Below are 23,994 nucleotides of genomic sequence, written 5' to 3' on the forward strand. Positions count from 1 at the left end.
ATTAATCATTGTACATTCAGGAGGAGGCTAACATGAAAATTTTGGTGCTACTAAAGCAAACATTTGACACAGAAGAGAAAATTGTACTCTCCAATGGAAAAGTAAGTGAAGACGGAGTTAAATACGTCATTAATCCTTATGATGAATACGCTGTCGAGGAGGCAGTGTCGATTAAGGAAAAACACGGTGGAGAAGTAACGGTTGTAACGATTGGCCCGCCACGCGTCGAGACTGCATTGCGTGCAGCTTTGGCAATGGGAGCTGATAAAGCAATCATCGTGGATGATGAATCCGTATTCGGTGATGAATATATGATTTCCAAAGTATTAGCGGCTGTTGCAAAAAGAGATACCTATGATTTGATATTAGGCGGATATATGGCGGTTGATGATGGTTCTGCACAGGTTGGACCACGCTTAGCCGAAGAACTGGGAATCGCGCATATCTCTACCATTACGAATATGGAAGTTCATGGAAATATAGTAAAAGTGGATAAAGACGTGGAAGGCGATATCGAAATCATTGAAGCGAGCATGCCTGTACTGGTTACAGCACAGCAGGGATTAAATGAACCGCGTTATCCTTCACTTCCGGGAATTATGAAGGCGAAGAAAAAGCCACTTGAACGGCTTACTGCCGCTGACCTGGGTTTAAATATTGAAGAGATTCTTTCAAAGACAGAAGTACTTGAACAATATTTACCACAGCAAAAAACGGCCGGGAAAATTCTTCAAGGTGAACTGCCTGAACAGGTCTTTGAGCTCGCAGAAGCGCTTCGCTTTGAAGCGAAAGTCGTGTAATCCTATCTGGATAATAAACATTTAAGGGGGAAGACATCAATGAGTAAAGATGTGTTAGTTGTTGCTGAAAAACGAAATGGCAGTTTGAGAAATGTTTCATTTGAAGCACTTGCTGCTGCCAAAACAATAGCGGCAGGCGGGAAAGTGACGGCGGTATTATTTGGTCAAGGGGATAACAGTGATGCGGGCCAGCTGGCGCAATATGGAGCAGATCAAGTTTACTTGGTTACCGACGAGGAATTGAATGCGTATTCAACGGATGCATTCTCGAAAGCATTCACAGAAGTATTTCAAAATGTAAACCCGGGCGCCGTACTGCTTGGTCATACAGCTTTGGGTCGTGATTTGGCACCAAGAGTAGCAGCTCGTCTCGGACTCGGCTTAATATCTGATTGTACCGATGTTGAAGTGAATGGTGATGAAGTAGTCTTTGTTCGCCCGATTTACGCAGGGAAAGCGTTCCAAAAGAAAAAAATAAAAGACGGAATCATTTTTGCTACGATTCGCTCGAATAATATTGCCAAAGGCGAACCGGATGCCGGGCGTACAGCAGAAACGATCGAATATAAAGCGACCATTACGGATATTCGCACAGTCATTAAAGGTATCGTAAGAAAGACAGCAGGCACCATTGATTTAACAGAAGCTAAAATTATTGTTTCAGGTGGCCGGGGAGTGAAAAGTGCGGAGGGCTTCAACCCGATTAAAGAATTAGCAGATGTACTGGGAGCGGCAGTTGGTGCATCCCGTGCGGCTTGTGATGCGGGCTATTGTGACTACTCCATGCAGGTTGGGCAAACCGGAAAAGTAGTAACACCTGATTTATATATTGCATGCGGCATATCCGGTGCAGTTCAGCATTTGGCCGGAATGTCCAACTCCAAGATTATCGTAGCAATTAATAAGGATCCAGAAGCACCAATTTTCCAAGTGGCTGATTATGGAATTGTCGGAGACTTATTTGAAGTGGTTCCAATGTTGGCTGAAGAGTTCAAGAAAGTTCCAGTATAAGCAAAAATAGAGGGGAGAAAACAACATGGCTAATATTCTATCGGGACTTACAGTTATTGATTTGACGCAAAACGTGGCAGGTCCGTTTTGTGCACAAATGCTAGGGGATTTAGGAGCGACGGTCATCAAGATAGAACGTCCGGGACATGGAGATGATACGAGGCACTGGCACCCGCCTTTATGGGGTGAGGAATCCTCTACCTTCTTAGCATTAAATCGTAATAAGAAAAGCGTATGTGTTGATCTTAATCAACCGGAGGGGCAGAAAATTGTCCAGGAATTATGCCAAAAGGCAGACATCTTTATCCATAGCTTGAAACCTGGAAGTGAAGAGTCTCGCGGGCTGGGCTATGAGGCATTATCCGAAATCAATCCTTCTTTAATTTACGCGGCGATTAGTGCGTTCGGTGATAAAGGGAAAATGAAAAACAAGCCAGGCTACGACCCGCTTATTCAGGCATACAGCGGCATCATGAGCATGATAGGAAATGAAGGAGACGACCCGGCTCGTGTCAGCGTATCGATTGTTGATATGGCAACAGGCATGTGGTCTCTGATTGGTATACTAACTGCCCTTCACCAACGCAACCAAACGGGCAAAGGCTGCAAAGTAGCAAACAGTCTATTAGAAACGGGTGTTGCATGGGTTACATTACAGCTTTCAACGTTCATGGCTTCCGGAAGACTTCCAAGGAAGATGGGAACAGGAATGGCGACTTCAGCACCATATGAGGCTTTTAAAACAAAAGGAGATCAATGGGCAATTGTGGCAGCAGGTAACAATCGACTGTTCAAAAATTTATGTGCAGCGCTCCAAATGCCTGAGCTGGTCGAGGATCCTCGCTTTGAATCCAATCCAGCAAGAGTTCAAAACCGTAAAGAGCTTCACAGAATAATCGAAGAATGCACCCTGCGCTATGAGGTGGATGACCTTGTTAACTTAATGGAGGAATACAATGTACCAAGCAGCCCAATCAATACATTGGATCGGGTACTCCGGGATGAACAAGTGAATGCGCTTTCTCTGATTAAACCAGTTGAAGGATTTAGGGTTTCTGATTTCCGAATGGTCGATTTACCATTCCGTATCAATGAGGAACGTGGGAATCTTCAATCGTTGCCACCGCTACTGGGGGAGCATACGGATGAAATTCTTAGCTCACTAAATTACTCAGAAGAAGTATTGGAGCAGCTCAAGAGCAAGAACATTATTGGTTAGGAGACAGACGATGAATTTACCTCGACACGTTGAATTGTATGAGGTAGGACCAAGGGAAGGCTTTCAATCGGAAGCAGGCAAAATTCCTACCGAAGATAAGATTAGTTTCATTAATTCATTGAGCCAAACTGGACTCAAAAACATTGAAGTTACTTCCTTTGTTAGTCCGAAATGGGTGCCGCAGATGGCAGATGCGGAAATGGTATTAGCAAAGATTGATAGAGTGCCGGGAATTTCCTATCGAGCAGCATATCTGAATTTGAAAGGGCTTGAGCGGGCACTGGACAACAACGTGACATTGGACGGAAGTCTTGTCCTATCTGCAAGTAATGCCTTTTCAAAACGGAATATGAATAAATCGACGAATGATATGTTTGATACATTGCCAGAATGGATTGAAGCCTATAAGAATGCAGGCATTCAGGTGAAACAGATGGGATTTATGGCCTCCTTTGGCTGTAACTTTGAAGGCTATATTTATTTAGATCATTTGCTGGATCTCATGGGTAAGGTTATTTCCTTAGCAGAAAGCTACGGAGAACGGATACAGAAGGTCAAGCTAGCCGATACGATGGGCTGGGCAAACCCAGAACAGATAAAACGAACCGTTCGTGCCATTCAGGATAAATGGCCGGAACTTAACATACATTTACATTTGCATGATACACGCGGACTTGGTCTTGCGAACGTTTATGCAGCTCTTCAAGAAGGGCTGTGGGAATTTGATACGGCTGTTGCAGGTCTTGGAGGCTGTCCATTTGCTGCAGTGAAAGGGGCGCCGGGCAACATTTCTACAGAGGACGTCGCATTTCTATGCGAGGAAATGGGCATTGATACAGGACTGAACTTGGAGGCTTTAGTTGAATGCTCCAAGATGGCTGAAAGGATTGTAGGGCGAGAACTCCCTGGGCATCTGTCCAAGGGCGGTGTTCTTCCCGGAATCAGACCACAATCCTGGATGCAGGTACAAGGATCTTAATTTAATAGAAATATATATTCATAAAACATGGAGGAATGAAAAATGAATTTTGAATTTACTGACTTACAGAATGATATTCGCGATGGAGTAAGAGAGGTTTGCTCGCGGTTTGATTTAGATTATTGGAGACGATCCCATGAGGAACATTCCTATCCAACAGAATTTGTAAAAGCCATGAGTGACGCAGGCTGGCTGGGCGCACTAATTCCGGAGGAGTACGGCGGCTCAGGGTTAGGTTTTACAGAGGGAGCAATTATCCTGGAAGAAGTCAATCGTTCCGGTGGAAACTCTAACCAGGTTCATGCCCAGATGTATACGATGGGTGCCGTTCTCAGACACGGAAGTGAGGAACAAAAGAATAAATATTTACCACAAATTGCGGAGGGTTCCTTAAGACTGCAAACGTTCGCTGTTACAGAGCCTGACGCTGGTACGGATACAACAAAAATTAAAACATTCGCTGAGAAAAAAGGTGACCGTTACATTATTAACGGACAAAAAATCTTTATCTCCCGTTTCAACAACACAGATTTGATGCTGCTTCTTGCTCGTACAACACCGCTTGACAAAGTAGAAAAGAAAACACATGGCATCAGCTTGTTCCTAATTGATACCCGTGAAGTTGGAAAAGGCATTGAATCAACGACAATCTCAACGATGTTAGGCGGAGACACGAATCAATTGTTCTTCACTGACCTTGAAGTACCTGAGGAATGCTTGATTGGTGAAGAAGGAAGAGGACTTTATTGCGTAATGGACGGAATGGTTGCAGAAAGGATTCTTGTATCCGGTTCCGCGCTTGGTAATGGTAAGTGGTTTATTGACCAGGCAGTAAAATATGCAAACGAGCGTGTTGTCTTTAACCGTCCAATCGGTCAAAACCAAGGAATCCAGTTCCCGATTGCACAAGCCTATATGGAGCTTCAAGCTGCTGAGGCGCTGATGTATAAAGCAGCTTCTAAATTCGATAATAAACTACAAGCTGGGGCAGATGCAAATATGGCGAAGTACATGTGTTCTGAGGCTGCTTATCATGCAGCTGAAGCGTGTATGCAAACGCATGGCGGCTATGCTGCAGCAAACGAGTACCACATCAATCGTAAATGGATGCAAGCAAGAATGATGAAAATTGCTCCAATCTCTTCGAACTTAATTTTAAGCCATGTAGGTCAGCACGTATTGAAAATGCCAAGATCCTATTAAGAAGTCAGGAAAGGAGGGCGAATCTTGTGAGTATAGTGCAAGAATCTTATGAAATGTTGAAGGTTGAATATAAGGGTGATCATAACGAAATCCTGGTTGTCACGTTAAATAGACCTGAAGTAATGAATGCGATGAATACGCAAATGCTCGAGGAAAGGCTAAGGCTTTTCCGCGAGGAGGCTTACAACGAAGATTTAAGATGTGTGGTCATCACCGGTGCAGGAGAGAGAGCGTTCAGCACCGGAGGCGATTTAAAGGAACGCAATGGAATGAGCGACGGTACGTGGAAACGACAACATCATATCATTGAGGACTTGGTTCTGTTAACGCGGGATTTCCCGGTACCTGTTATCGCTGCCGTGGAAGGCTATGCCCTTGCTGGCGGATGTGAAATGGCGCTGTCAGCTGACTTTATCATTGCTTCAGAAACAGCTGTTTTCGGCTTATCGGAAGCATTAAGAGGAATTTTACCTGGCGGCGGAGGGCTGCAAAATCTGGCCCGGGCAATCGGTGTACGTCGAGCCAAAGAGCTCATCTATACTGGCCGAAAAATTGACGCTGCACTTGCATACGAATGGGGTATGGTCAACCGAGTCGTTTCCAAAGGAAAAGCACTGGAAACCGCATTGGAATTGGCAGCCAAGATTGCAGACACCGCCCCAATGGCAGTAAGAATGGCAAAAGTCTCCATTAATCAAGGATCTGAAACAGATTACCATACTGCCTACGCTCTGGATATTGCAGCATATAACCAGTTAGTGACATCACAAGACCGGTTAGAGGGAGTGGCAGCTTTTAATGAAAAGCGTAAACCAAGATGGAAAAACCAATAACTTGATGTCAAAGCTTACTGCCTTTATTACGGAAACATCCTATGAACAGCTTCCAGAGGAAATGGTGGAATTAGCCAAGCAGGCAATCATTGATACGGTTGGGGTGGCATTAGCCGGGTGGAATGAAACTGCCGTAGAAAAGGCTAAAAAGGTATATGGTTTACATGAGAACGGGCAGGAAGGTATTTCCTCCCTTTGGGGAGAGCCGGTGAAGGTCGATTGCGATAAAGCAGCCATCATTAATGGGACGGCCTCACATGTGTTGGATTATGACGATGCCTCGGTTGGTGTCGTCATCCATCCTAGCGCACCCATTCTGTCTGCGATTACGCCACTTGCCGAGAAGCTTAACAGCTCAGGTAAAGAGGTTATAACAGCTTATGCTATTGGCACGGAGGTCATGATCCGCATTGGACAAGTCATGGGGATAAGGCATTACAACCTCGGCTGGCATGCAACCGATACATTGGGCACGATTGGAGCTGCTGCGGCTTCTTCCTATCTGCTCCATCTCAATGAAGAGCAATGCTCCCATGCCATCGCCATTGCTGCCTCAATGACCGGAGGGTTACAGAAGAATTTCGGCTCCATGACCAAGTCGCTCCACGTAGGATTGTCGGCATCGCATGGTATTCAGGCAGCACTCTTAGCTGAACAGGGCTTTACCGGGAATCGTGATATTTTTGGAAAACGCGGCTTTTTCATGGCATATAGCGGCGGGGCCAATGAGGAAGAGCTGAAGAAGGCGATGGACTCCATTACATTTGGAGAGCCTTACGATATGTTGGAAGGACTATCCGTTAAGAAATTCCCTTGCTGCTTTGGTACGCACCGTTTTATCCAAGGAGCGCTGGAACTTAAAGACGAGCATCAGTTGAGCTTAGAGGATGTGGAAGAAATTGTGCTTCAAGCACAGCCGAGAAGCCTCCTGCCTTTGGTTCATTCCCGGCCAATAACAGGATTACAAGGAAAGTTCAGTGCTGAATATACTGTACTGGCATCACTAGCCGATGGATATGTAAGGCTGAGCAGCTTTGAGGACAATCAAGTGCAACGCACAGAGATTCAAAAGCTGCTGCCTGCGGTGAAGGTGCTGGAATTGCAGGAATCTGAGGATGACAAGCGACTTAATCGAAGATTAGCAGTAGAAATTAGAATAAAAACAAAGAATGGGCAAGTGTATGAAAAAACAGTTCAACATGCACCGGGCTCCAAAGAAAAGCCCATGAGTGAAACAGAGCATCGTGAGAAGTGGGGCAGCTGTTTAAGCCATTATGCCCAGTCTTCACTGGATCATGACAAGATAGAGTCAATCGCCCATGAACTGTATGATCAAGGTTTGCGAATGGACACGTATTCAACCTTTAGTGATTGGATGTACGAGATTCACAATCAGATGAATATTTATAAGCCAAAACAGATGATTTGATTCAATAAGGAAATCAATTGGAAGGAGTACCAAAATGAAAATTGCATTGTTCAACGAAAATCGCGTAGGTGTTGTCGATGGCACAAGTGTGATCGATATAACCGATTTAACATCTTGGAACAACGGGGATCCGCAAGCCTCTTTAGTCAAGTTGATGGGAGACTTTGAATCTTTGAAACCAAAAATTGAAGCAGGGCTAAGCTCTTGTCCGGTTTATCCTGTATCGGACGTTGCGCTCCGTGCCCCTGTTCCAAATCCGAGTAAAATTGTAGCAGCTCCAATCAATTATATCTTGCACAAACAAGAGATGAACACCGCCTTAACCGTAGACGGCCTTGGCTTTTTCCTCAAATCGCCTTCATCACTTATCGGACCTAATCAAACAGTATTGCTGCCGTTCAGAGACCGAAGAGTGGATCATGAAGCGGAAATTGCTTTCGTAGTTGGTAAGGAAGCAAAGGATGTCAAGGCAGAGGATGCGTCTAAGTACATCTTCGGATATATTGCTTTAATGGACATTACGGTACGGGGTAAGGAAGATCGTCCATGGCGCAAATCCTTCGATACATTTACACCAATCGGACCATGGATCGTAACAGGGGATGAAGTGGGGAACCCAAATGAATTGCAAATGAATCTATGGGTTAACGATGAAATCAGACAATCGGCAAACACAAGTGATCTCATTTACGATTGCTATAAATTCTTTGAGGCGGCTTCCAGTGTCATGACGCTGCTTCCGGGAGATATTATTACGACTGGAACACCTGAAGGCGTGGCTCCGATTACAAAAGGGGATACCGTACGCATTCATATCGAAAGAATCGGTGAATTTTCCGTACAGGTTGACTACAAGCCGGGCATTTAATTGAAAAAAATGAAATCATTTTTCATTTTATAGACTGACTGTTAACAAGAATGGAATGGTGACTATGAGAACTCATAAGGCTTTTACAAAAAAAGAGACATTAGAATATAGGATCAACCATTTGAGAAATGAAATGATCCAATCTGCTGCAGCCACTGGTTTGAATAGTCACAGGACCATTTACTATAGTCAGGAATTAGATAAACTCATCAACATCTATCAAAAGCATTTTTATCATATGGATAGGAACGAAAGAATCTTTCATAACGATAAAATTGTTTGAGGATTGCGACGCTAGGTAGCTATAATATCTAGCTTTTAACCATACTCTTTGATTAATTTCATAAGAACATTTTCATTTGAGTTTGCTCCATATATTGATAGGACTTTATCGTACGAACGTTATGACGAAAGAGGGGGAAGTATATGTCGGAACATAAAGCGAAACAACAATGGACACCGGAATTGCTGGATTTCCACCAGGAACTGAAGGATAAGAATATGGGCCCTTTATGGGCTTCCGTTTTCAGCTCACATCAGCCAAAGCCCCGTGCCGTACCCTATCTGTGGAAAAAGAAGCTGATTCTCGAGGCGCTTGACAAAGCCAAGGAGCTGCTTGCGGTAGGTACAGGTTCGATTGACCGTCGAGCCATCTATTTAGTGAATCCCGGGATGAAGCATTTGGAGCCTCATGGATGGGGAGGGGCAACGCAAACGTTGTACGCTGCTGTGCAAGCGCTTAATCCGGGGGAAATCGCCCCATCTCATAGGCATATGACATCAGCACTGAGGTTTATCATGGAAGGTCATGGGGCATCTGGCATTGTAAATGGTGTGAAATATCATTTCGAACCAGGGGATTACGTCATTACACCGGAATGGTGCTGGCATGATCATGTGAATGAAGGAAACGAAACGGTGCTATGGATGGACTGCTTAGATATCCCTTTCACTTCAGCACTGACAAGCTCCTTCTTCGAGTTGTATCCCGAGGCGCAGCAGCCTGTTGAATTTCCTGTAGATTATGGTACAAAGCGTTATGCAGGTGGTATGGTACGGCCAATTTCCGATCGCAAGCCTTCAGCTGCACCGCTCGGACGATATACATGGGATTTGACGAAGCAAGCACTGGATGGACAGAGTGAATTGAATCCGGATTCATATGACGGGTTCGCTGTAGAATATATCAATCCTTCTACGGGCAAAGACGCAAATGGAAGAGTCGGTGCCAGAATGCAGAAGCTGCCCGTTCAATATAAGGGAAAAGCACATCGCCATGTGCATAGTTCAGTCTTTCATGTGTACAAAGGAAGCGGGTATACGGTAATGAACGGTGTTCGTTTTGACTGGGAAGAGGGCGACTTCTTCGCATTGCCGGCCTGGACATGGCATGAACACGTGAATGCATCTGAAACAGAAGAGGCATTCTTGTTCTCTACGAATGATCTGCCAATCTTGGAGCCATTTGGCTTTGAACGAGAAGAAGCATATCCAGAAAATGGCGGTTATCAGGAGATCAAATCAGTTTTTGAGCCTGATCAATCAGATGTAATAGCAATAGATTAGTAGAATCATAAAAATAGATGGGGTGATTGTAATGGGAGAAGTCAAAGAGGTCATCATTGTAGGCGGTGGAATTGGCGGTTTAGCTGCTGCTCTAGGAATCGCAAAATTAGGAAAAAAAGTAACGCTACTCGAGCAGGCGCCACAGTTTGGTGAGGTGGGAGCAGGATTACAGGTAGCCCCAAATGGATTGCGGGCACTTGATGCTTTGGGAGTATTGGACGAAGTCTATAAGCAAGCGGTATTTCCTCGCCGTCATGTGTTCATGGACGCACTGAGCGGTAATGAGTTATCTGCCGTACAATTCGGAGATAAATTCCGTGAGAGCTTTGGGTATCCATACATCGTTATTCATCGTTCGGATCTGCATAGTGTTTTACTGAAGGCTTGTCAATCTCTAGATAATGTTTCATTTTTGACTAATCATCGATTGGAATCCATTAAGGAATTCGATGATTATGTTGAATTACATTGTGAAAATGGTGCTGTACTAAAAGGAGAAACAGTAATCGGTGCGGATGGAATTCGTTCGAAGACACGTACACTAGTCAGTCAAGCAGATCCAGTTACCTCTAAGTATGTGGCTTATCGCTTTACTGTTCCAAGTTCAGATATGACGATTGATATCAATTGGGATGAGAAATTCACGTGGATTGGGCCTGGCATTCATTTGGTTCAATATCCGGTGCGTCATAAGAATGTCATTAACCAAGTAGCGGTATTCAAAAGCTACAAATATAGTGAGAACTCTGATGATTGGGGCACGGAGGAAGAACTCCATCAAATGTTTGCAAATAGCTGCTCTACTATTAAGGAATCTCTCAAGTTTGCAGACCGCGGATTAATCACAAAGCTATATGATATCGAACCGCTGGAAAAATGGTCAACGAATCGCGTGACGCTTTTGGGCGATAGTGCTCATGCAATGCTGCAATATTTGGCTCAAGGAGCTTGTCAGGCTCTTGAAGATGCCGTTTGTTTAACGGAAAAATTACGGGAGCATGGTTCAAATATAGCCAAAGCATTGGACGAATACCAACAAGAACGCATTCCAAGAACGGCACAGGTTCAACGTGGTGCAAGGACCTGGGGAGAAATCAAGCATGCTGAAGATTCGGTTACCAGGCTTCTTCGCAATACAATTATGCTGAATCGTTCCGCAGATGATTACGAATATTTGGAGTGGTTATATAAAGAGAGAAAGTTTTCCACTGTGTAAAACTTTGGAGATAACTTTTCACTCAAGTATTTAATAGGCTATATTCCTTTATACATTCTAGGAAATAGCCTTTACGTATACTTCTTTTTATTAGATTAGAATGATTTGATATTATATAAATTCAAGGGCGTGATCATACATGAAAGTCAATAAAACAAGAGGTCCCTTAGAGGGTATTCGTATTCTCGATCTATCAACCGTTGTTGCTGCCCCTTATGGCGCTGCACTTCTTGGTGATTTTGGGGCAGAAGTCATTAAAGTTGAAATGCCTGAAGTCGGCGATCCATTGCGAAATCTAGGTCCCTATTATAATGGGGAAGGACTAAGATGGCCGGGCATGTCTCGGAACAAGAAATCCATTACGTTGGATTTGCGTCAGGAAGAGGGCAAGGAAATACTAAGGAAGCTGGTTAGCAAATCGGATATGGTCATTGAAAACTTCCGGACGGGTACACTGGAAAAATGGGGAATCGGCTATGAGGATCTAAAGCAATACAATCCCGATTTAGTAATGATCAGAGTAACAGGGTATGGACAGACAGGACCATATTCACACAAAGCAGGCTTCGGTACACCTGCTACAGCCTTCAGCGGTTTTACCTATTTACATGGATACCCCGATCGCCCGCCGATTAGCCCTTCTTTTTCCTTAACTGATTATGTGACAGGAATTTATGTTGCCTTTGCAGCGGTTACAGCTTTGTATCACAGAGATTGTCAAGATGAAGGGACAGGTCAATACGTAGATGTCAGCTTATATGAATCTATGTTCAGAATGATGGAATTCTTGATATCAGAATATGATCAGACTGGTAGCATCAAGGAGAGATCGCCAGGATTGAGTGGTCACTCAGCACCGGCCGGGAATTTCCTAACCAAGGACGGACATTGGATTATTTTGGTTACAAGCTCCGACAAAACCTTTGAGCGTTTGGCAAAAGTCATGAACCGGGAAGATATGCTGACGGATGAACGCTATCATACCAACTCGATTCGGTTGACGCGATTTGATGAAGTAAACGGGATTGTCTCCGATTGGGTGAAGACGAAAACAAAAGATGAACTCCAGCAGCTTCTCGACGAAAGCGGTGTTCCGATGAGCAGCATCTATAGCATCAAGGATATCTTTGAAGATCCCCAGTACAAGGCGAGAGAAAATATTGTGGAGGTTGACCATCCACGACTGGGTAAAGTCAAGATCCCAGGCGTTGTTCCAAAGTTTTCTGAAACACCGGGTTCCATCAGGCAAATTGCACCGGAACTAGGCGAACATAATGAAGAAATTCTTATGAAACTATTGGAGCTGGATGAAGGAACCATTGCTAGTTTAAAAGAGAAAAAAGTGATATAAAGGAGTGTTCGAACTTGGCTAGTAATAAAGAGGTTACGATTACCGAGGTTTGTCCAAGGGACGGGTTTCAAAGCGTCAGTGAGTGGATTCCAACGGAAGAAAAAGTCAGAATCATCAATCAATTAATTGATTGCGGCTACAAACAGATTGAGGTTACCTCATTTGTGCATCCTAAAGCGATTCCGCAATTGCAGGATGCGGATGAAGTATTGAAAAAAATCAAACGTTCAGAACATGTGAAGCTACGAGCACTGGTTCCCAATACACGTGGATTGGAGAGAGCCATTGCAGCTGGCGTGGACAAGGTGAAGCTGATGCTGTCCGCTTCTGATTCCCATAGTATAAGTAATGCTAACTGCAAGACGTTAGAGGCTTTTGAGAGGTTTGTACCGCTTGTTGAACTCACAGAAAAAAGCAGTATGAAGGTATCAGGTTCGATCTCTGTTGCGTTTGGCTGTCCTTATGAAGGTGAAATTCCGGTTGAGCGTCTTGTGATGATATGTGAACGTTATCGTTCTTTAGGAATCAACGAAGTGTCACTTGCGGATACAACAGGTATGGCAAATCCAATAAGAATAAAAAACAATGTTCGTGAATTAATAAGGAGATTTCCTGACTTCACTTTTTCCCTTCATCTTCATAATACAAGAGGCATGGCATTTGCCAATGCCGTCGCTGGATGGGAGGAAGGCATTGTTCATTTTGACAGCTCTGCAGGCGGATTGGGAGGCTGCCCGTACGCGCCAGGTGCAAGCGGTAATATCGCTTCAGAGGATTTGATTCACGGATTTGAGGAAATGGGAATTCATACCGGTGTTTCTTTAGATCGTGTATTGGAGGTAGCAAAGGATATCCAGCAAAGTCTTCCACAATATGTAGACAGCTTTCTTTTAAAAGCGGGCAAATGTTCGGATTTATCTGCCAGTCCAAAGGCTCAACAAAAAGTTAAGTTATAGTTATGGAAGTTTGGTGATTACAGTGTATCAGGAAATGTTAAATACTGCCTATGGACCGGTTCGCATTAATAGTCTGAAGTCGTTGGGACAAAGCGGAATGGTAAATGTGGATGACCTGCCATTTACGACGAAGATTTTGCTTGAATCGCTCATGCGAAATCAAAGCAGGCTTGGGCTTTCAGAACAGGATTTAATCCGGGTGGCTTCAAGTACAAGCTCCAATGAAACGGTTGAAATCTCGTTTTTGCCAACAAGAGTCATTATGCAGGATGCATCGGGTGTTCCAGCTTTAGTCGACTTTGCGTCGCTTCGTCAGCGATTGCTCGAAGAAGGAATTGATCCCTATCAAGTAAATCCTGTCATTCCCGTTGATTTGGTTATCGATCATTCGGTTCAAGTAGATGATTTTGGATCGGCCTCGGCTTTTTCAAATAATCTTCATATGGAATATGAACGTAACCAAGAAAGGTACGAGTTTTTAAAATGGGCACAGCAATCATTTACAGGCTTTCGCGTCGTTCCGCCTGCTAATGGTATCATCCATCAAGTGAATTTGGAATGCCTGACCAAAGTTGTACAAGTAACGAATCAGGATCATGAGAAAGTGGTATATCCTGAAATAATCATTGGCACGGACTCCCATACCACGATGGTGAATGCGTTAGGTGTGCTGGGCTGGGGGGTTGGAGGAATTGAAGCAGAGGCGGCCATGCTGGGGACCCCTGTTAGTATGTCAGTGCCTAAAGTGGTGGGTGTCGAAATTATTGGCCAGCTGAATGAAGGAGTAACAGCGACGGATGTTGCTTTAACCTTAACCCAGCTCCTAAGAAAGTACAATGTCGTGGGCAAATTCGTCGAATTCTTTGGTCCCAGCCTGAAGTATCTTTCCCTCCCCGATCGGGCGACCATCTCCAATATGGCGCCAGAATATGGGGCAACCTGCGGCTTCTTTCCGGTTGATGAGGAGACGTTAAAATTTTTGCGTATGACGGGCAAACGGGATGAGGACGTGGACCTTGTCGAGAGATATTGCAAAGAACAAGGATTGTTCCATCAATCTGATTCAAATAGAAGAGTTTATTCAGACATTTTAACGTTTGATTTACAGTCGGTGGAGGCAAGTGTTTCGGGTCCAAAGCGACCGCAGGACAGAATGCCGATTTCTGCGGTGAGACAGTCTTTTCCTAAGCCCCTTTCCGCAGCCAAGCCTAACGGGGTGAGTAATCATGGAACAGAATTGAAGGATGGATCCATCGTAATTGCAGCTATCACAAGCTGTACGAATACATCAAACCCATTCAATATGATAGGTGCAGGGCTTTTGGCAAAGAAGGCGGTAGAGTGCGGTTTTACTGTACCAAAAACCATTCAGACTTCTTTGGCGCCTGGGTCGAAGGCGGTTACAGCTTACTTGCAAAAAGCAGGATTACTTCCATATTTAGAAAGGCTTGGTTTTTATCATGCCGGTTACGGATGTGCGGTATGTGTAGGCAACAGCGGAAAGCTGGATGAAGAAGTTGAAAAGGAAATTCTGGAGCGTGATTTGACGGTTGCGGCGGTATTAAGCGGAAACCGTAATTTTGAAGGAAGGATTCATTCCTTAGTCAAAGCAAACTATTTGGTCTCTCCTCCTTTAGTCATCGCCTTTGCTATCGCAGGCACGATGGATATTGATATGGAGTGCGAACCGCTTGGCCGAACGGCTGATGGAAAAGAGATTTATTTGAAGGATATTTGGCCGAGTTCCGAGGAAATTGCCAGTCTGGTGGATTCTACCATTTCATCCGATCTATTTCGAGAAGCCTATGAAAATGTGTTTGAAGGAGACGAGAGATGGCAGGGTCTAAAATATGATGATGATCCGATTTTTAGATGGGATAATCGGTCCACTTACTTTAAAATGTCCCCTTTCTTCAAAGCGGAGCTCAATGAACACCAACCAGGAGATATTCACCAAGCTAGAGTCTTGTTAATGCTAGGTGATTCCATAACTACGGACCATATTTCTCCTGTCGGTCACATCCCATATGAGAGTGCAGCCGGGCAATATCTTGTTGAGCAAGATGTCGAACTCGTAAATTTCAACTCTTACGGTTCTCGCCGAGGAAACCATGAGGTACTTGTCAGGGGGACCTTTGCACATCCAAGGTTAAAGAATAAATTAATAGATAAGACAGGCGGTTTTACTCTCTATGTACCGAGCGGGGAAGAAATGGATGTCTATTCCGCATCCATAAGGTACCAACAGGAAAATACGCCTCTCATCATCTTAGCCGGCAAGGACTATGGAATGGGGAGTGCAAGGGATTGGGCAGCTAAGGGTACCTATCTTCTCGGCGTCAAGGCGGTCATCGCGGAAAGCTTTGAACGAATTCACCGTAGTAACTTAGCCATGATGGGGATTGTCCCCCTTCAATTTATGGTTGGCGAAAACTATGGATCGATGAATCTGACCGGTCTAGAGACCTATTCCATTATAGGGTTGAACGAGCCACTCAATCCGTTCCAAAAGGTAAGGGTTGAAGCCATTAAACTGGATGGCTCAAGGACTTCGTTCCAGACAGTATTGCGTTTGGATACCCGCATGGAGATTGAGCTTTATTTGAAAAAGGGTGTTTTTCAAAATATCCTAGACCAATGGGAAGAGAGAGAAGAAGTTTAGCGCGGCGTAAAATCCAAAATCAAACGCGCATTTCACCTTCAAAACTTACTCTACAGATAATAAGATCTCCAAATCTAGATTAAGTCCTGATACAAGTATGTCCTATTTTTAACCTCGACTAATTGGCCACACCAGAGCAGCCGAAATGTTCTTTACAGGCCGGAACAGGTAAACGCTTCCCGTACTCCTTAAGACGGCGAGACTTACGGCTCTAGGACATAAAAAAGGACGGCGAGGTTTACTCCTCTACCGTCTCTAGTGACTCATAAACTAACTCTTTCAGTTGTACTCTCCACGGAGCAAATTGTTCTTTTGGAGGAAGTTCTCCAGCAGGTATAAGAAGAAAAAGAAATCAAACATCAAGTCAAGATTATACGGCTAATTGAAAGTGCTTTAGGCGTCTGTCAGTCAGAACAGATAGCATTATAGTCTTCCTACCTTCTATAGAAGTAATTGGAAATGCTAAAATCATCGTGTCGGCTTACGAGGATTTAATATTAAAGGGAAAAGCAATTACTTTTGGTGCGATTGTTTCGAGGTTGTTATTGTGGATGTAAAAACAGATAGTGTAAAAGTCGAAGGAAGTATTGATGAATTAGGGGATTTATGTATGGATAGAGAATCTTATATTGATATGTTTAAACGAGAAGCAAAATTCTTTATATTGATAATAATATTTCTAATGCGAAAGAGTATTATGATGAAGTTATAAGAAACCAATCTTGAACGGTTGCGTTAATTAAAGAAGAAATAATTAAAGATTGAAATCATATTCTAGTTATTCCATAAAAGGGCGCTTAACAGTAGCAACAAGGATAAGCGCTCATTTTCAATTTTGGGATCATAATTGAACAGCAACTTTAAAGAAATCTGGATATTTATGTTAAAATTCAGGCGAAATTGTGAAGATATGTACTTAAACTCCCTCAGATAGATTCGATTTACTCGTAAATGCTCGCTTATTCGCAGGATTTCAAGCCACTTTTAAGAACACCATTTTCATTAACCAAATATCTCATAATAAATATTAGGCAATAATATTCAATAAAAAGTTTCTAGAACACAGATAGCGCAATTTATTAGGAATATTGGATTTCATTCATTGAACAAAGAAAAGCAAGAATTGCTAACTCAGTATGCGAATTTCAAGATTACGGATAGGTGTCTATTTCGATTATTCTCAGCCTCTTCATTAGATACAGAAAATACTGAGTTTCTACAATATTAATATCAATCAAAAAAACGCCCCACTGACATAAATTCAATCATCAGAGCGTTTTCGCCTTAGTTATAGATTCTCGAGTAAAAGTTTTCCAAAATAAGCTTTTATATATTAAAACTTTACTACACTGCTTGCTTGATTTTAGACAATCTCTTTTTTTCTCCCGAACGGTAAAACAATTTCATCAAAGGCAAAATTAAAATAAAGATGAACAGTAGCCTGAACGTTTGGAACATCGAAACAAGCGAGATTTCTGCTTTAACTGCATCAGCTAATAATACCATTTGATCTAAGCCACCTGGGGCTGTGCTTAGAAAACTTGTAGCGAATGTTGTGTCCAATGCAAACGACATTAGAAAGCTTGAACCGAATGTTAGGGCAATCAGTGCAAATGCGCTGAAAATGCCGCCTAAAAGTACACGTACTGGAAGCTTAATCATATGTGGCTTGAGCATTAGGCCAATATGGGCGCCGATTAGTAGCTGTGCGACGTTCATGAAAATGCCTGGTACTTGTGGCATTGTGATTGGTGTTGTGAGTTGCAACGTAATTACCAAAATAATGGGTGTGATGAAAAATGCGACAGGCAAATGGATGCGTTGCATTAAATGTGAGCATACCCATGCAAGTGCAATTAATAATACTAAATTAATCGTTAGCTTCGCGTCTGTTGGCTGCTGCTTACTTATTACTTGTCCAGCGACGATAAACGGTACGAATACAACGACTAGTAACAGCCGAATTACTTGAAAATAAGAAATAACGCCAATTTCTTCAACTTGTTCTTCTTCAGCAAATACAACGATTTGACCTAAACCGCCTGGGATAGCACCTAGTACAGCAGCTTTCATTGGGACCTTTGCCCATTTACTCGTTAAGTAGGCGATGCCAATTGATCCACCGATTAAAATAACGTTTAGCGTTATCATGTAAAATAAAATAGAGCCCATCATGCCGAATAAATCGATGTTAAATTTTACACCTATTACGGTACCAACCATGACAACACCTAAATCACACATTTTGCCGGACCATTTGAGTGGTCCTTTATAAACAAATTGGGCTAACATGACGACAACAATTGGGCCGAGCATCCATGGAATAGGGATGTGCAGCAAGCTAAAAATATAACCGCCAATTAAAGATAAAACTAATACCTTTAACATCGCCTTCAACAGTAACACCCCTTCCTATAATAATATTCCAATTTACATTTATTACTTAAGAAACCACCAGCGTTCATTGTCATGAATACTGGTGGTTTAGTTATTATGATCTCGCTAATTCTTTTACTTGGGCTTCACGCTCTACGTCATCGCGGCGACGATCACCCCAATATGCGGAACCATTTTTCAAATATTCTTCATAAGTCCATTTCACTGGTTCCCAGTCTGGCTCGAAGATTAAGTAGCCGTTTGTAAAGATTTCAAGACGTAAGCCGCTTCCTGGGTCTTTTACGTAAATGTACATTGCTTGAGAAATACCATGTTTACCAGGACCAACGAATTGTACATCTGCTTCGCATAAAATGTCAGCAGCACGAAGTAGGTCTTGTGCATTATCTAACCAGTATGCGATATGGTGCATTTCGTTTGGCTCTTTTGAACGTGATGTAGACATGATTGCTACGTCATGTACTAAGTTTGTTACTGATAACCAGCTTGCTACTTGGACATCGTCTGGATTTACAAAATATTCTCGTAGCTTAAAGCCTAATGCTTCTTGTAAAAATTTTACGATCTCTGTGTTGTCGTGAGAAGTTTGTAAGTTTACATGATCGATACGGCGTGGAGATACACCTTTCGCCCAAGATTTATAAGTTTGGTTTTTAAGTACTGATTTACGAGATACATCAGCAGGTGTTTTTTCCATATCGTAGTAAAGTTCGAAATGGTGACCGCTTGGTAATTCGAAGCAGATTGCTTCACCTTGCGCTACTTCTTCGCCTGCTTCTTTCCAACGTACTTCTGTACCAGCATCTTCTAATAATTTTGCAAAAGTGGCAATGTCCTCGCGACGTTTTGTACGCCAGCCGATGTGATCGATGTAAGAAGTCTCACCAGCTGTAATTGATAATGTATGGTGTTCGAAGTCGCCCCAAGCTCGTAAGTAGTGTACGCCATCTACTACCTCTGTTTCTTCTAAGCCGATTGTGTCGCGGAAGAACCATAAAGATTTTTCAAGATCTGCTGACACTAAAGCTACGTGTCCTAATTTTGCAATTTCCGGTGCGTAAAGGAATTTTTTCATTTATTTTCACCTCATAAATAGATGTTTTTTTTTTATAAATCACATTTTTTTGAATACTACTATTACCCTTGAATGTTTGTATTAACTCCGAACAAATGTCTACCGTAACCTAAAATGCCGTCTTCATATAAAGAAGTAATGTGTGTTGCGATTGCCATTAAGTCACGAGTGAATAGCTCTACTGGGTGACCTTTTAATAATGCGTGTCCACCTAAAGTAAGTAGTGATTTTACGCCGATTTGTGTACACTTATCGATAATCTTTGCACGGATTGCTTTATATTTTGCCCCTTCGTATGGGCCACCTTTATCTGTTTCCATCATTGCGATGTATTCATTTAATAAACTTTTAGCAGAAAGCATTTCAAGCTTTAACTCCGAAAGCACGCGTTGGCTCGTAGGAGAATCTTTTTCGTTTATGCCAGAGAAGCGTACGCGACCTGCTGTATGCTTTTCGAATTCGTCAAGTACACGCTTTGCACCACCAACAGCCATCGCTGCGAACCCTACATAGAAGCCAGGGTAGAATGGTGTGTTGTAGTATAAGTAGCCTTGATCGAACTCTTCATACGGTGGTTGGCTCTTTTCGATAATTTTGCTAAAGCGTAAAATTGCATCAGGCTTAACGAAAACTTTATCCACGATTAATGTATTACTACCTGATCCACGAAGACCAAGCGAATCCCAAGTTTTCACAACTTCTAAGTCAGATACTTTTAATAAAATACCTACACGCTCAGGTTCGTCGTTGTCTTCGAATTTCATAATTGCGCCAACCCCAACCCAATCGCAGTAATTGATGCCGCTTACAAAGTTGTACTTACCTGAAACGATATAGCCGTCTTCAACTGGTTCTACTTTGCCGATTGGTGCAAATACATCAGCTACAAAGCCACCTTGGTTAATGACTTCATCGCGAATGTGCCTTGGATAGTAGCATACCCAAGAGTTGTGTACTGAGAAGAAGTATGTTAACCACGAAGCAGATAAGTTGTGGTAACCAACTGTACTTACCATATCAACGAACGTGCGCCAATCAAGTTGTGGATAGCCAAACTCTTTCGGTAAAATTAAACGATGAATTCCCTCCTCACGGATAATATCCGCGATGCGTGGAGAAATTGTCGAGTTTAGATCTGCTTCGATTGCTTCTAACTCTGCAGCTTCACCGATACGCTTTGCTTTTTGCATAATTTCTTCATAAGTCGCTTTATTTTCAACTACTGTTACCATTTGATCATTCCTTCCAAAAATAGTTTATTGTGCTGTAACTGCTTGATCTTCTTCCACTGCTAAAAAATCGATGACAAGTTTGTTCACGATTTCTGGTTGGTCAGTTTGTGCTTGGTGACCGCAGTTTTCGATATATTCGAATTTAATGTTCGGTAATAATTTCTCAAGCTTATAACCTGTCTCAACTGGTGCAACAGAATCTTGGTTACCCCAAATGAATAAGCCAGGGATTTTTAATTTTGGAAATGCATCTTTAATGCAGTAACGATCCCAAAGCATTGGTTCTTCATTCATTTTTGCTAAGTAAGCATCGAACGCTAGATTTGATTCTCTTACACCTGGGCGAGTTGCTGCTTGATGACGTAGTTGAATTAGTTCTTCAGGAATGACTGTGTCTTCACTTGAATTGCGATACATAAATTTACGTAACGATTCTTCTGTATAGTCGTAACCAATCACTTCTAAGAATGAACGTAGCTTTCTTTCGGGTACTTCTTGCATCGCTTGATAAATTGTATTACTGCCGATGTAAACAACCTTATTTACTTTTTCAGGGTGGTCAATTGCATATTTAGCTGCAATGTATGCACCTTGTGAGTTGCCGACAAGTGATACTTCATCTAGGCATAATGCTTCAATAAAATCATGTACATGGTTCACTAAGCTTTGATGACCATTTACTGGCCATGCGTGAGGGCGTGCATCTGTGAAGCCCATTGATAGTTGGTCTACTGCGTATGCGCGGAAGCCAGCTTTTGCTAATGCAGGTAACATAAAACGCCAACCCGCTGCGCCGCAAGCTCCAGGTCCTGCACCATGTAGTAAAATTACAGCTGGTCCTTCTGTTCCGGCCCAGGAATAATGTGTACGTACACCGTTCGCTAATACGTAACTATTATGAAATCCTTCAAAAATTGTCATTGTTTTGCCCCCTTGTTGTTATTTTCTGTTTTGAGTATAACTGTTAAAATTTTTAAACGTCATAGCGATTTTTATTGAATGAATAGTAAAAATAATTAAAATTTATTGAAAAATGAATTTTGCTTTTGTAATATGGGAAATAGAAAATCAATGGGGGTGAGATTTTAGTGAGTGAAATTGCATTTGATTCTAACGAAACGAAAAATATTTTAATGTCGGCAAATGCCTTCCACACATTAAAAAACAATTTATTTAACAACATTGGCTCTCATAAAACGAAAGGCTTTTTATTCCGATTTGGTAAAGAGTTTGGGATGGAATCAGCAAAAAATATGCTCCGAAATAAAAACTCGATGAATCCTGTCGGTAAAAGGCATTCGCGATTAGGTCACGTAAAAGATGTTATTTTCATGGGGGAAATTGTGCGCCATCCGGACGGCACGATTGAATGTATTGATACGTGGGGACAATGGGTAGAATCTTTCGAAGCAGAATTACATCTTAAAAATTACGGATTAGCAAATGAATGTGTTTGTCATATGTTATGTGGCTTCGCGAGTGGTGCATTGACATATGAGTTTGGCGAGTCCATTATTGCCGTTGAGTACAAGTGCGTCGCAAAAGGTGATCCATGCTGCGAGTTTAAAGTGCGTTTGGAGCGCGATTGGCTTAAAGAGAAGGAGGATCTTATTAACCTTTATCAAAACGACAACATTCTATCCGAGCTTGAAATGACATACGATGCACTTTTGCATCATAAGCAAATGCTCGAAAAAATTTCGATATTTCAAGGTCAACTCACACAAAAAGTAACAGATAAGCATTCGATGGATGAAATTGTGCAGGCAGCGTATGAGCTGTTAAACATCCCGATTTTGATTGAGGATAAACATGGCACTCCGTTAAGTCAAATTGGTTTAACGGAAGAAAAGCAGCTAGTAATAAAAAAAGATATGGCGAAATTATCGCATTTTGTCGATAAGCACAACGTATCGCATTACAAAGGCGATAATCATCGGAAGTTGACGTCACCTGTTCTTATTAATAAAAAAAGTTATGCCACATGTTCGTTTATTTACTTTGATGAAAAGCATATGGATGAAAACGACCACTTATTTTTAGAGCGTATTTCGACGGTCGTGGCGTTATGTATTTTATACGAGGAGGCGCAGTTTGAAGATCAACAACGTATGCGTAGCTCGCTATTAGAGCGCTTAATCCATAGTCGAAATATTAAAGATATCGAATCTTACTATAAATTTTTACCGTTTAAGTTTCAGCCACCGTTTTCTACAGGTATTATTAGTGTGAAAAAGAAAAAGAAAAATCACGAAATTATTGACATACATGACCAGCTGACAGAACTGTCTAAGTTAGCAGGGGAGTGGGATTTATCTTGTATTTTTGCAATACTAGGGGAAGAAATTGCTCTACTTAACTCACTAAATAGCGATAAGCAAGGTTGGCAAAAGAAAATCACGAAAATTTTTCAAAAGATGGAGAAGCAAAATAGCAATTATAAATATTCAATCGGGCTTAGCGGAACGTTTAGCAACTTTAAAGATTTCGATCGTTCTCTACAAGAGGCGCGTATCGCACAGCGCTTCCCAAACCAAAAGCTACTAACAGATTACGAAGATTTAGGAATGCTTGGCGATATCGTAAAAAACATGAGCATTGAGCAGCTGCATGAAATGGCGAAAAAGACGTTAAAAGACTTATACAATTTCAATGATCTACGTAAAAAAGAATTGTTGCACACGCTTTACGTCTATTTATTAAATAGCCAGCGCTTAAAAGAAACGATGGATGAGTTGGCGTTATCAATCGGCGGTATCCAATATCGTATAAAGCAAATTGAGGAACAGCTACAAATTTCACTAAAAAACGCATCAACAGCAGCGTATACTTTATTAGTTATTCAGGCGCTAATATTGTCGGATAGCTTAAACTTTGAGGAATTTGCACGATAAAAAACAAATTATATTTAATTGAAATACTTAAATGTTTTATTAATTGTTTGAAGCGTACGCCGAAATGGCAACGGTTTCTTGGTGAATATCACTATTAAACAAAAAAGACTGTGGACAAACTCCTTTTTTGAGTTTGTCTACAGTCGGATACATTTTTTCTTATGGGATAAACTATGTTGAATTTTTTTATTAATCTACAACAACATCTAAGTTCATTTGTTCTTCTTCGGCCGTACGACGACTTGCATCTTCTTTTTCAGTTGCTGTAATTTTTAATTTACGTGTAGCTAATAACACCATTGC

The 23,994-nt window shown here is 42.1% G+C and carries 19 protein-coding genes; 15 read left to right on the top strand and 4 right to left on the bottom strand.

Annotation, left to right across the window (positions count from 1 at the left end; genetic code table 11):
* Positions 1–32: 32 nt before the first annotated feature.
* From JN080_RS21515 to acnA, 14 genes are all read left to right on the top strand, one after another.
* Positions 33–800, top strand: coding sequence for an electron transfer flavoprotein subunit beta/FixA family protein (locus JN080_RS21515; RefSeq protein WP_256238030.1), 768 nt, complete (start codon positions 33–35; stop codon positions 798–800).
* 39 nt (positions 801–839) lie between these two features.
* Positions 840–1,811, top strand: coding sequence for an electron transfer flavoprotein subunit alpha/FixB family protein (locus JN080_RS21520; RefSeq protein WP_256238031.1), 972 nt, complete (start codon positions 840–842; stop codon positions 1,809–1,811).
* Positions 1,812–1,836: 25 nt separating this feature from the next.
* Positions 1,837–3,030, top strand: coding sequence for a CaiB/BaiF CoA transferase family protein (locus JN080_RS21525; RefSeq protein ID WP_256238032.1), 1,194 nt, complete (start codon positions 1,837–1,839; stop codon positions 3,028–3,030).
* Between the two features lie 10 nt (positions 3,031–3,040).
* Positions 3,041–4,009 (top strand): hydroxymethylglutaryl-CoA lyase, encoded by a 969-nt coding sequence (locus tag JN080_RS21530; RefSeq protein ID WP_256238033.1) that lies wholly within the window; start codon positions 3,041–3,043, stop codon positions 4,007–4,009.
* Between the two features lie 42 nt (positions 4,010–4,051).
* On the top strand, positions 4,052–5,212 hold the full coding sequence (locus tag JN080_RS21535) for an acyl-CoA dehydrogenase family protein (protein ID WP_256238034.1): 1,161 nt from the start codon (positions 4,052–4,054) through the stop codon (positions 5,210–5,212).
* A gap of 26 nt (positions 5,213–5,238) precedes the next feature.
* Positions 5,239–6,045, top strand: a complete 807-nt coding sequence (locus JN080_RS21540; RefSeq protein WP_256238035.1) for an enoyl-CoA hydratase/isomerase family protein — start codon at positions 5,239–5,241, stop codon at positions 6,043–6,045.
* Positions 6,011–7,474, top strand: coding sequence for an MmgE/PrpD family protein (locus tag JN080_RS21545; protein ID WP_256238036.1), 1,464 nt, complete (start codon positions 6,011–6,013; stop codon positions 7,472–7,474). The genes JN080_RS21540 and JN080_RS21545 overlap by 35 nt, the downstream gene beginning before the upstream one ends.
* 34 nt (positions 7,475–7,508) lie before the next feature.
* Positions 7,509–8,342 carry a fumarylacetoacetate hydrolase family protein gene (locus JN080_RS21550; protein WP_256238037.1) on the top strand — a complete coding sequence of 278 codons (834 nt, stop codon included), beginning with the start codon at positions 7,509–7,511 and terminating at the stop codon, positions 8,340–8,342.
* 64 nt (positions 8,343–8,406) lie between these two features.
* Positions 8,407–8,625 (top strand): aspartyl-phosphate phosphatase Spo0E family protein, encoded by a 219-nt coding sequence (locus JN080_RS21555; RefSeq protein WP_256238038.1) that lies wholly within the window; start codon positions 8,407–8,409, stop codon positions 8,623–8,625.
* Between the two features lie 143 nt (positions 8,626–8,768).
* On the top strand, positions 8,769–9,908 hold the full coding sequence (locus JN080_RS21560; protein WP_256238039.1) for a cupin domain-containing protein: 1,140 nt from the start codon (positions 8,769–8,771) through the stop codon (positions 9,906–9,908).
* Positions 9,909–9,939: 31 nt separating this feature from the next.
* Positions 9,940–11,124 carry an FAD-dependent monooxygenase gene (locus JN080_RS21565; protein WP_256238040.1) on the top strand — a complete coding sequence of 395 codons (1,185 nt, stop codon included), beginning with the start codon at positions 9,940–9,942 and terminating at the stop codon, positions 11,122–11,124.
* 139 nt (positions 11,125–11,263) lie between these two features.
* Positions 11,264–12,475, top strand: a complete 1,212-nt coding sequence (locus JN080_RS21570) for a CaiB/BaiF CoA transferase family protein (protein WP_256238041.1) — start codon at positions 11,264–11,266, stop codon at positions 12,473–12,475.
* A 14-nt stretch (positions 12,476–12,489) separates the two neighbouring features.
* Positions 12,490–13,431, top strand: coding sequence for a hydroxymethylglutaryl-CoA lyase (locus JN080_RS21575; protein ID WP_256238042.1), 942 nt, complete (start codon positions 12,490–12,492; stop codon positions 13,429–13,431).
* Positions 13,432–13,453: 22 nt separating this feature from the next.
* Positions 13,454–16,093 carry an aconitate hydratase AcnA gene (gene acnA / locus JN080_RS21580; RefSeq protein ID WP_256238043.1) on the top strand — a complete coding sequence of 880 codons (2,640 nt, stop codon included), beginning with the start codon at positions 13,454–13,456 and terminating at the stop codon, positions 16,091–16,093.
* Between the two features lie 1,344 nt (positions 16,094–17,437).
* On the opposite strand, the gene JN080_RS21585 is transcribed toward acnA, so the two are convergent.
* From JN080_RS21585 to JN080_RS21600, 4 genes are all read right to left on the bottom strand, one after another.
* Complete coding sequence (locus JN080_RS21585; protein WP_256238053.1) at positions 17,438–18,481, bottom strand: AbrB family transcriptional regulator; 1,044 nt, start codon at positions 18,479–18,481, stop codon at positions 17,438–17,440.
* A gap of 103 nt (positions 18,482–18,584) precedes the next feature.
* A complete protein-coding gene (locus JN080_RS21590; RefSeq protein ID WP_256238044.1) occupies positions 18,585–19,565 on the bottom strand; it encodes a VOC family protein in 981 nt (326 codons plus the stop codon).
* Positions 19,566–19,627: 62 nt separating this feature from the next.
* Positions 19,628–20,797, bottom strand: coding sequence for an acyl-CoA dehydrogenase family protein (locus JN080_RS21595; RefSeq protein WP_256238045.1), 1,170 nt, complete (start codon positions 20,795–20,797; stop codon positions 19,628–19,630).
* Positions 20,798–20,821: 24 nt separating this feature from the next.
* Positions 20,822–21,718, bottom strand: coding sequence for an alpha/beta fold hydrolase (locus tag JN080_RS21600; protein ID WP_256238046.1), 897 nt, complete (start codon positions 21,716–21,718; stop codon positions 20,822–20,824).
* A 167-nt stretch (positions 21,719–21,885) separates the two neighbouring features.
* Here JN080_RS21600 and JN080_RS21605 point away from each other — a divergent pair, with 167 nt between their 5' ends.
* Positions 21,886–23,691 carry a V4R domain-containing protein gene (locus JN080_RS21605; RefSeq protein ID WP_256238047.1) on the top strand — a complete coding sequence of 602 codons (1,806 nt, stop codon included), beginning with the start codon at positions 21,886–21,888 and terminating at the stop codon, positions 23,689–23,691.
* Positions 23,692–23,994 lie beyond the last annotated feature (303 nt).

The sequence above is a fragment of the Bacillus sp. EB600 genome, from assembly GCF_024494385.1.
GTDB lineage: Bacteria > Bacillota > Bacilli > Bacillales > Cytobacillaceae > JAEVLT01.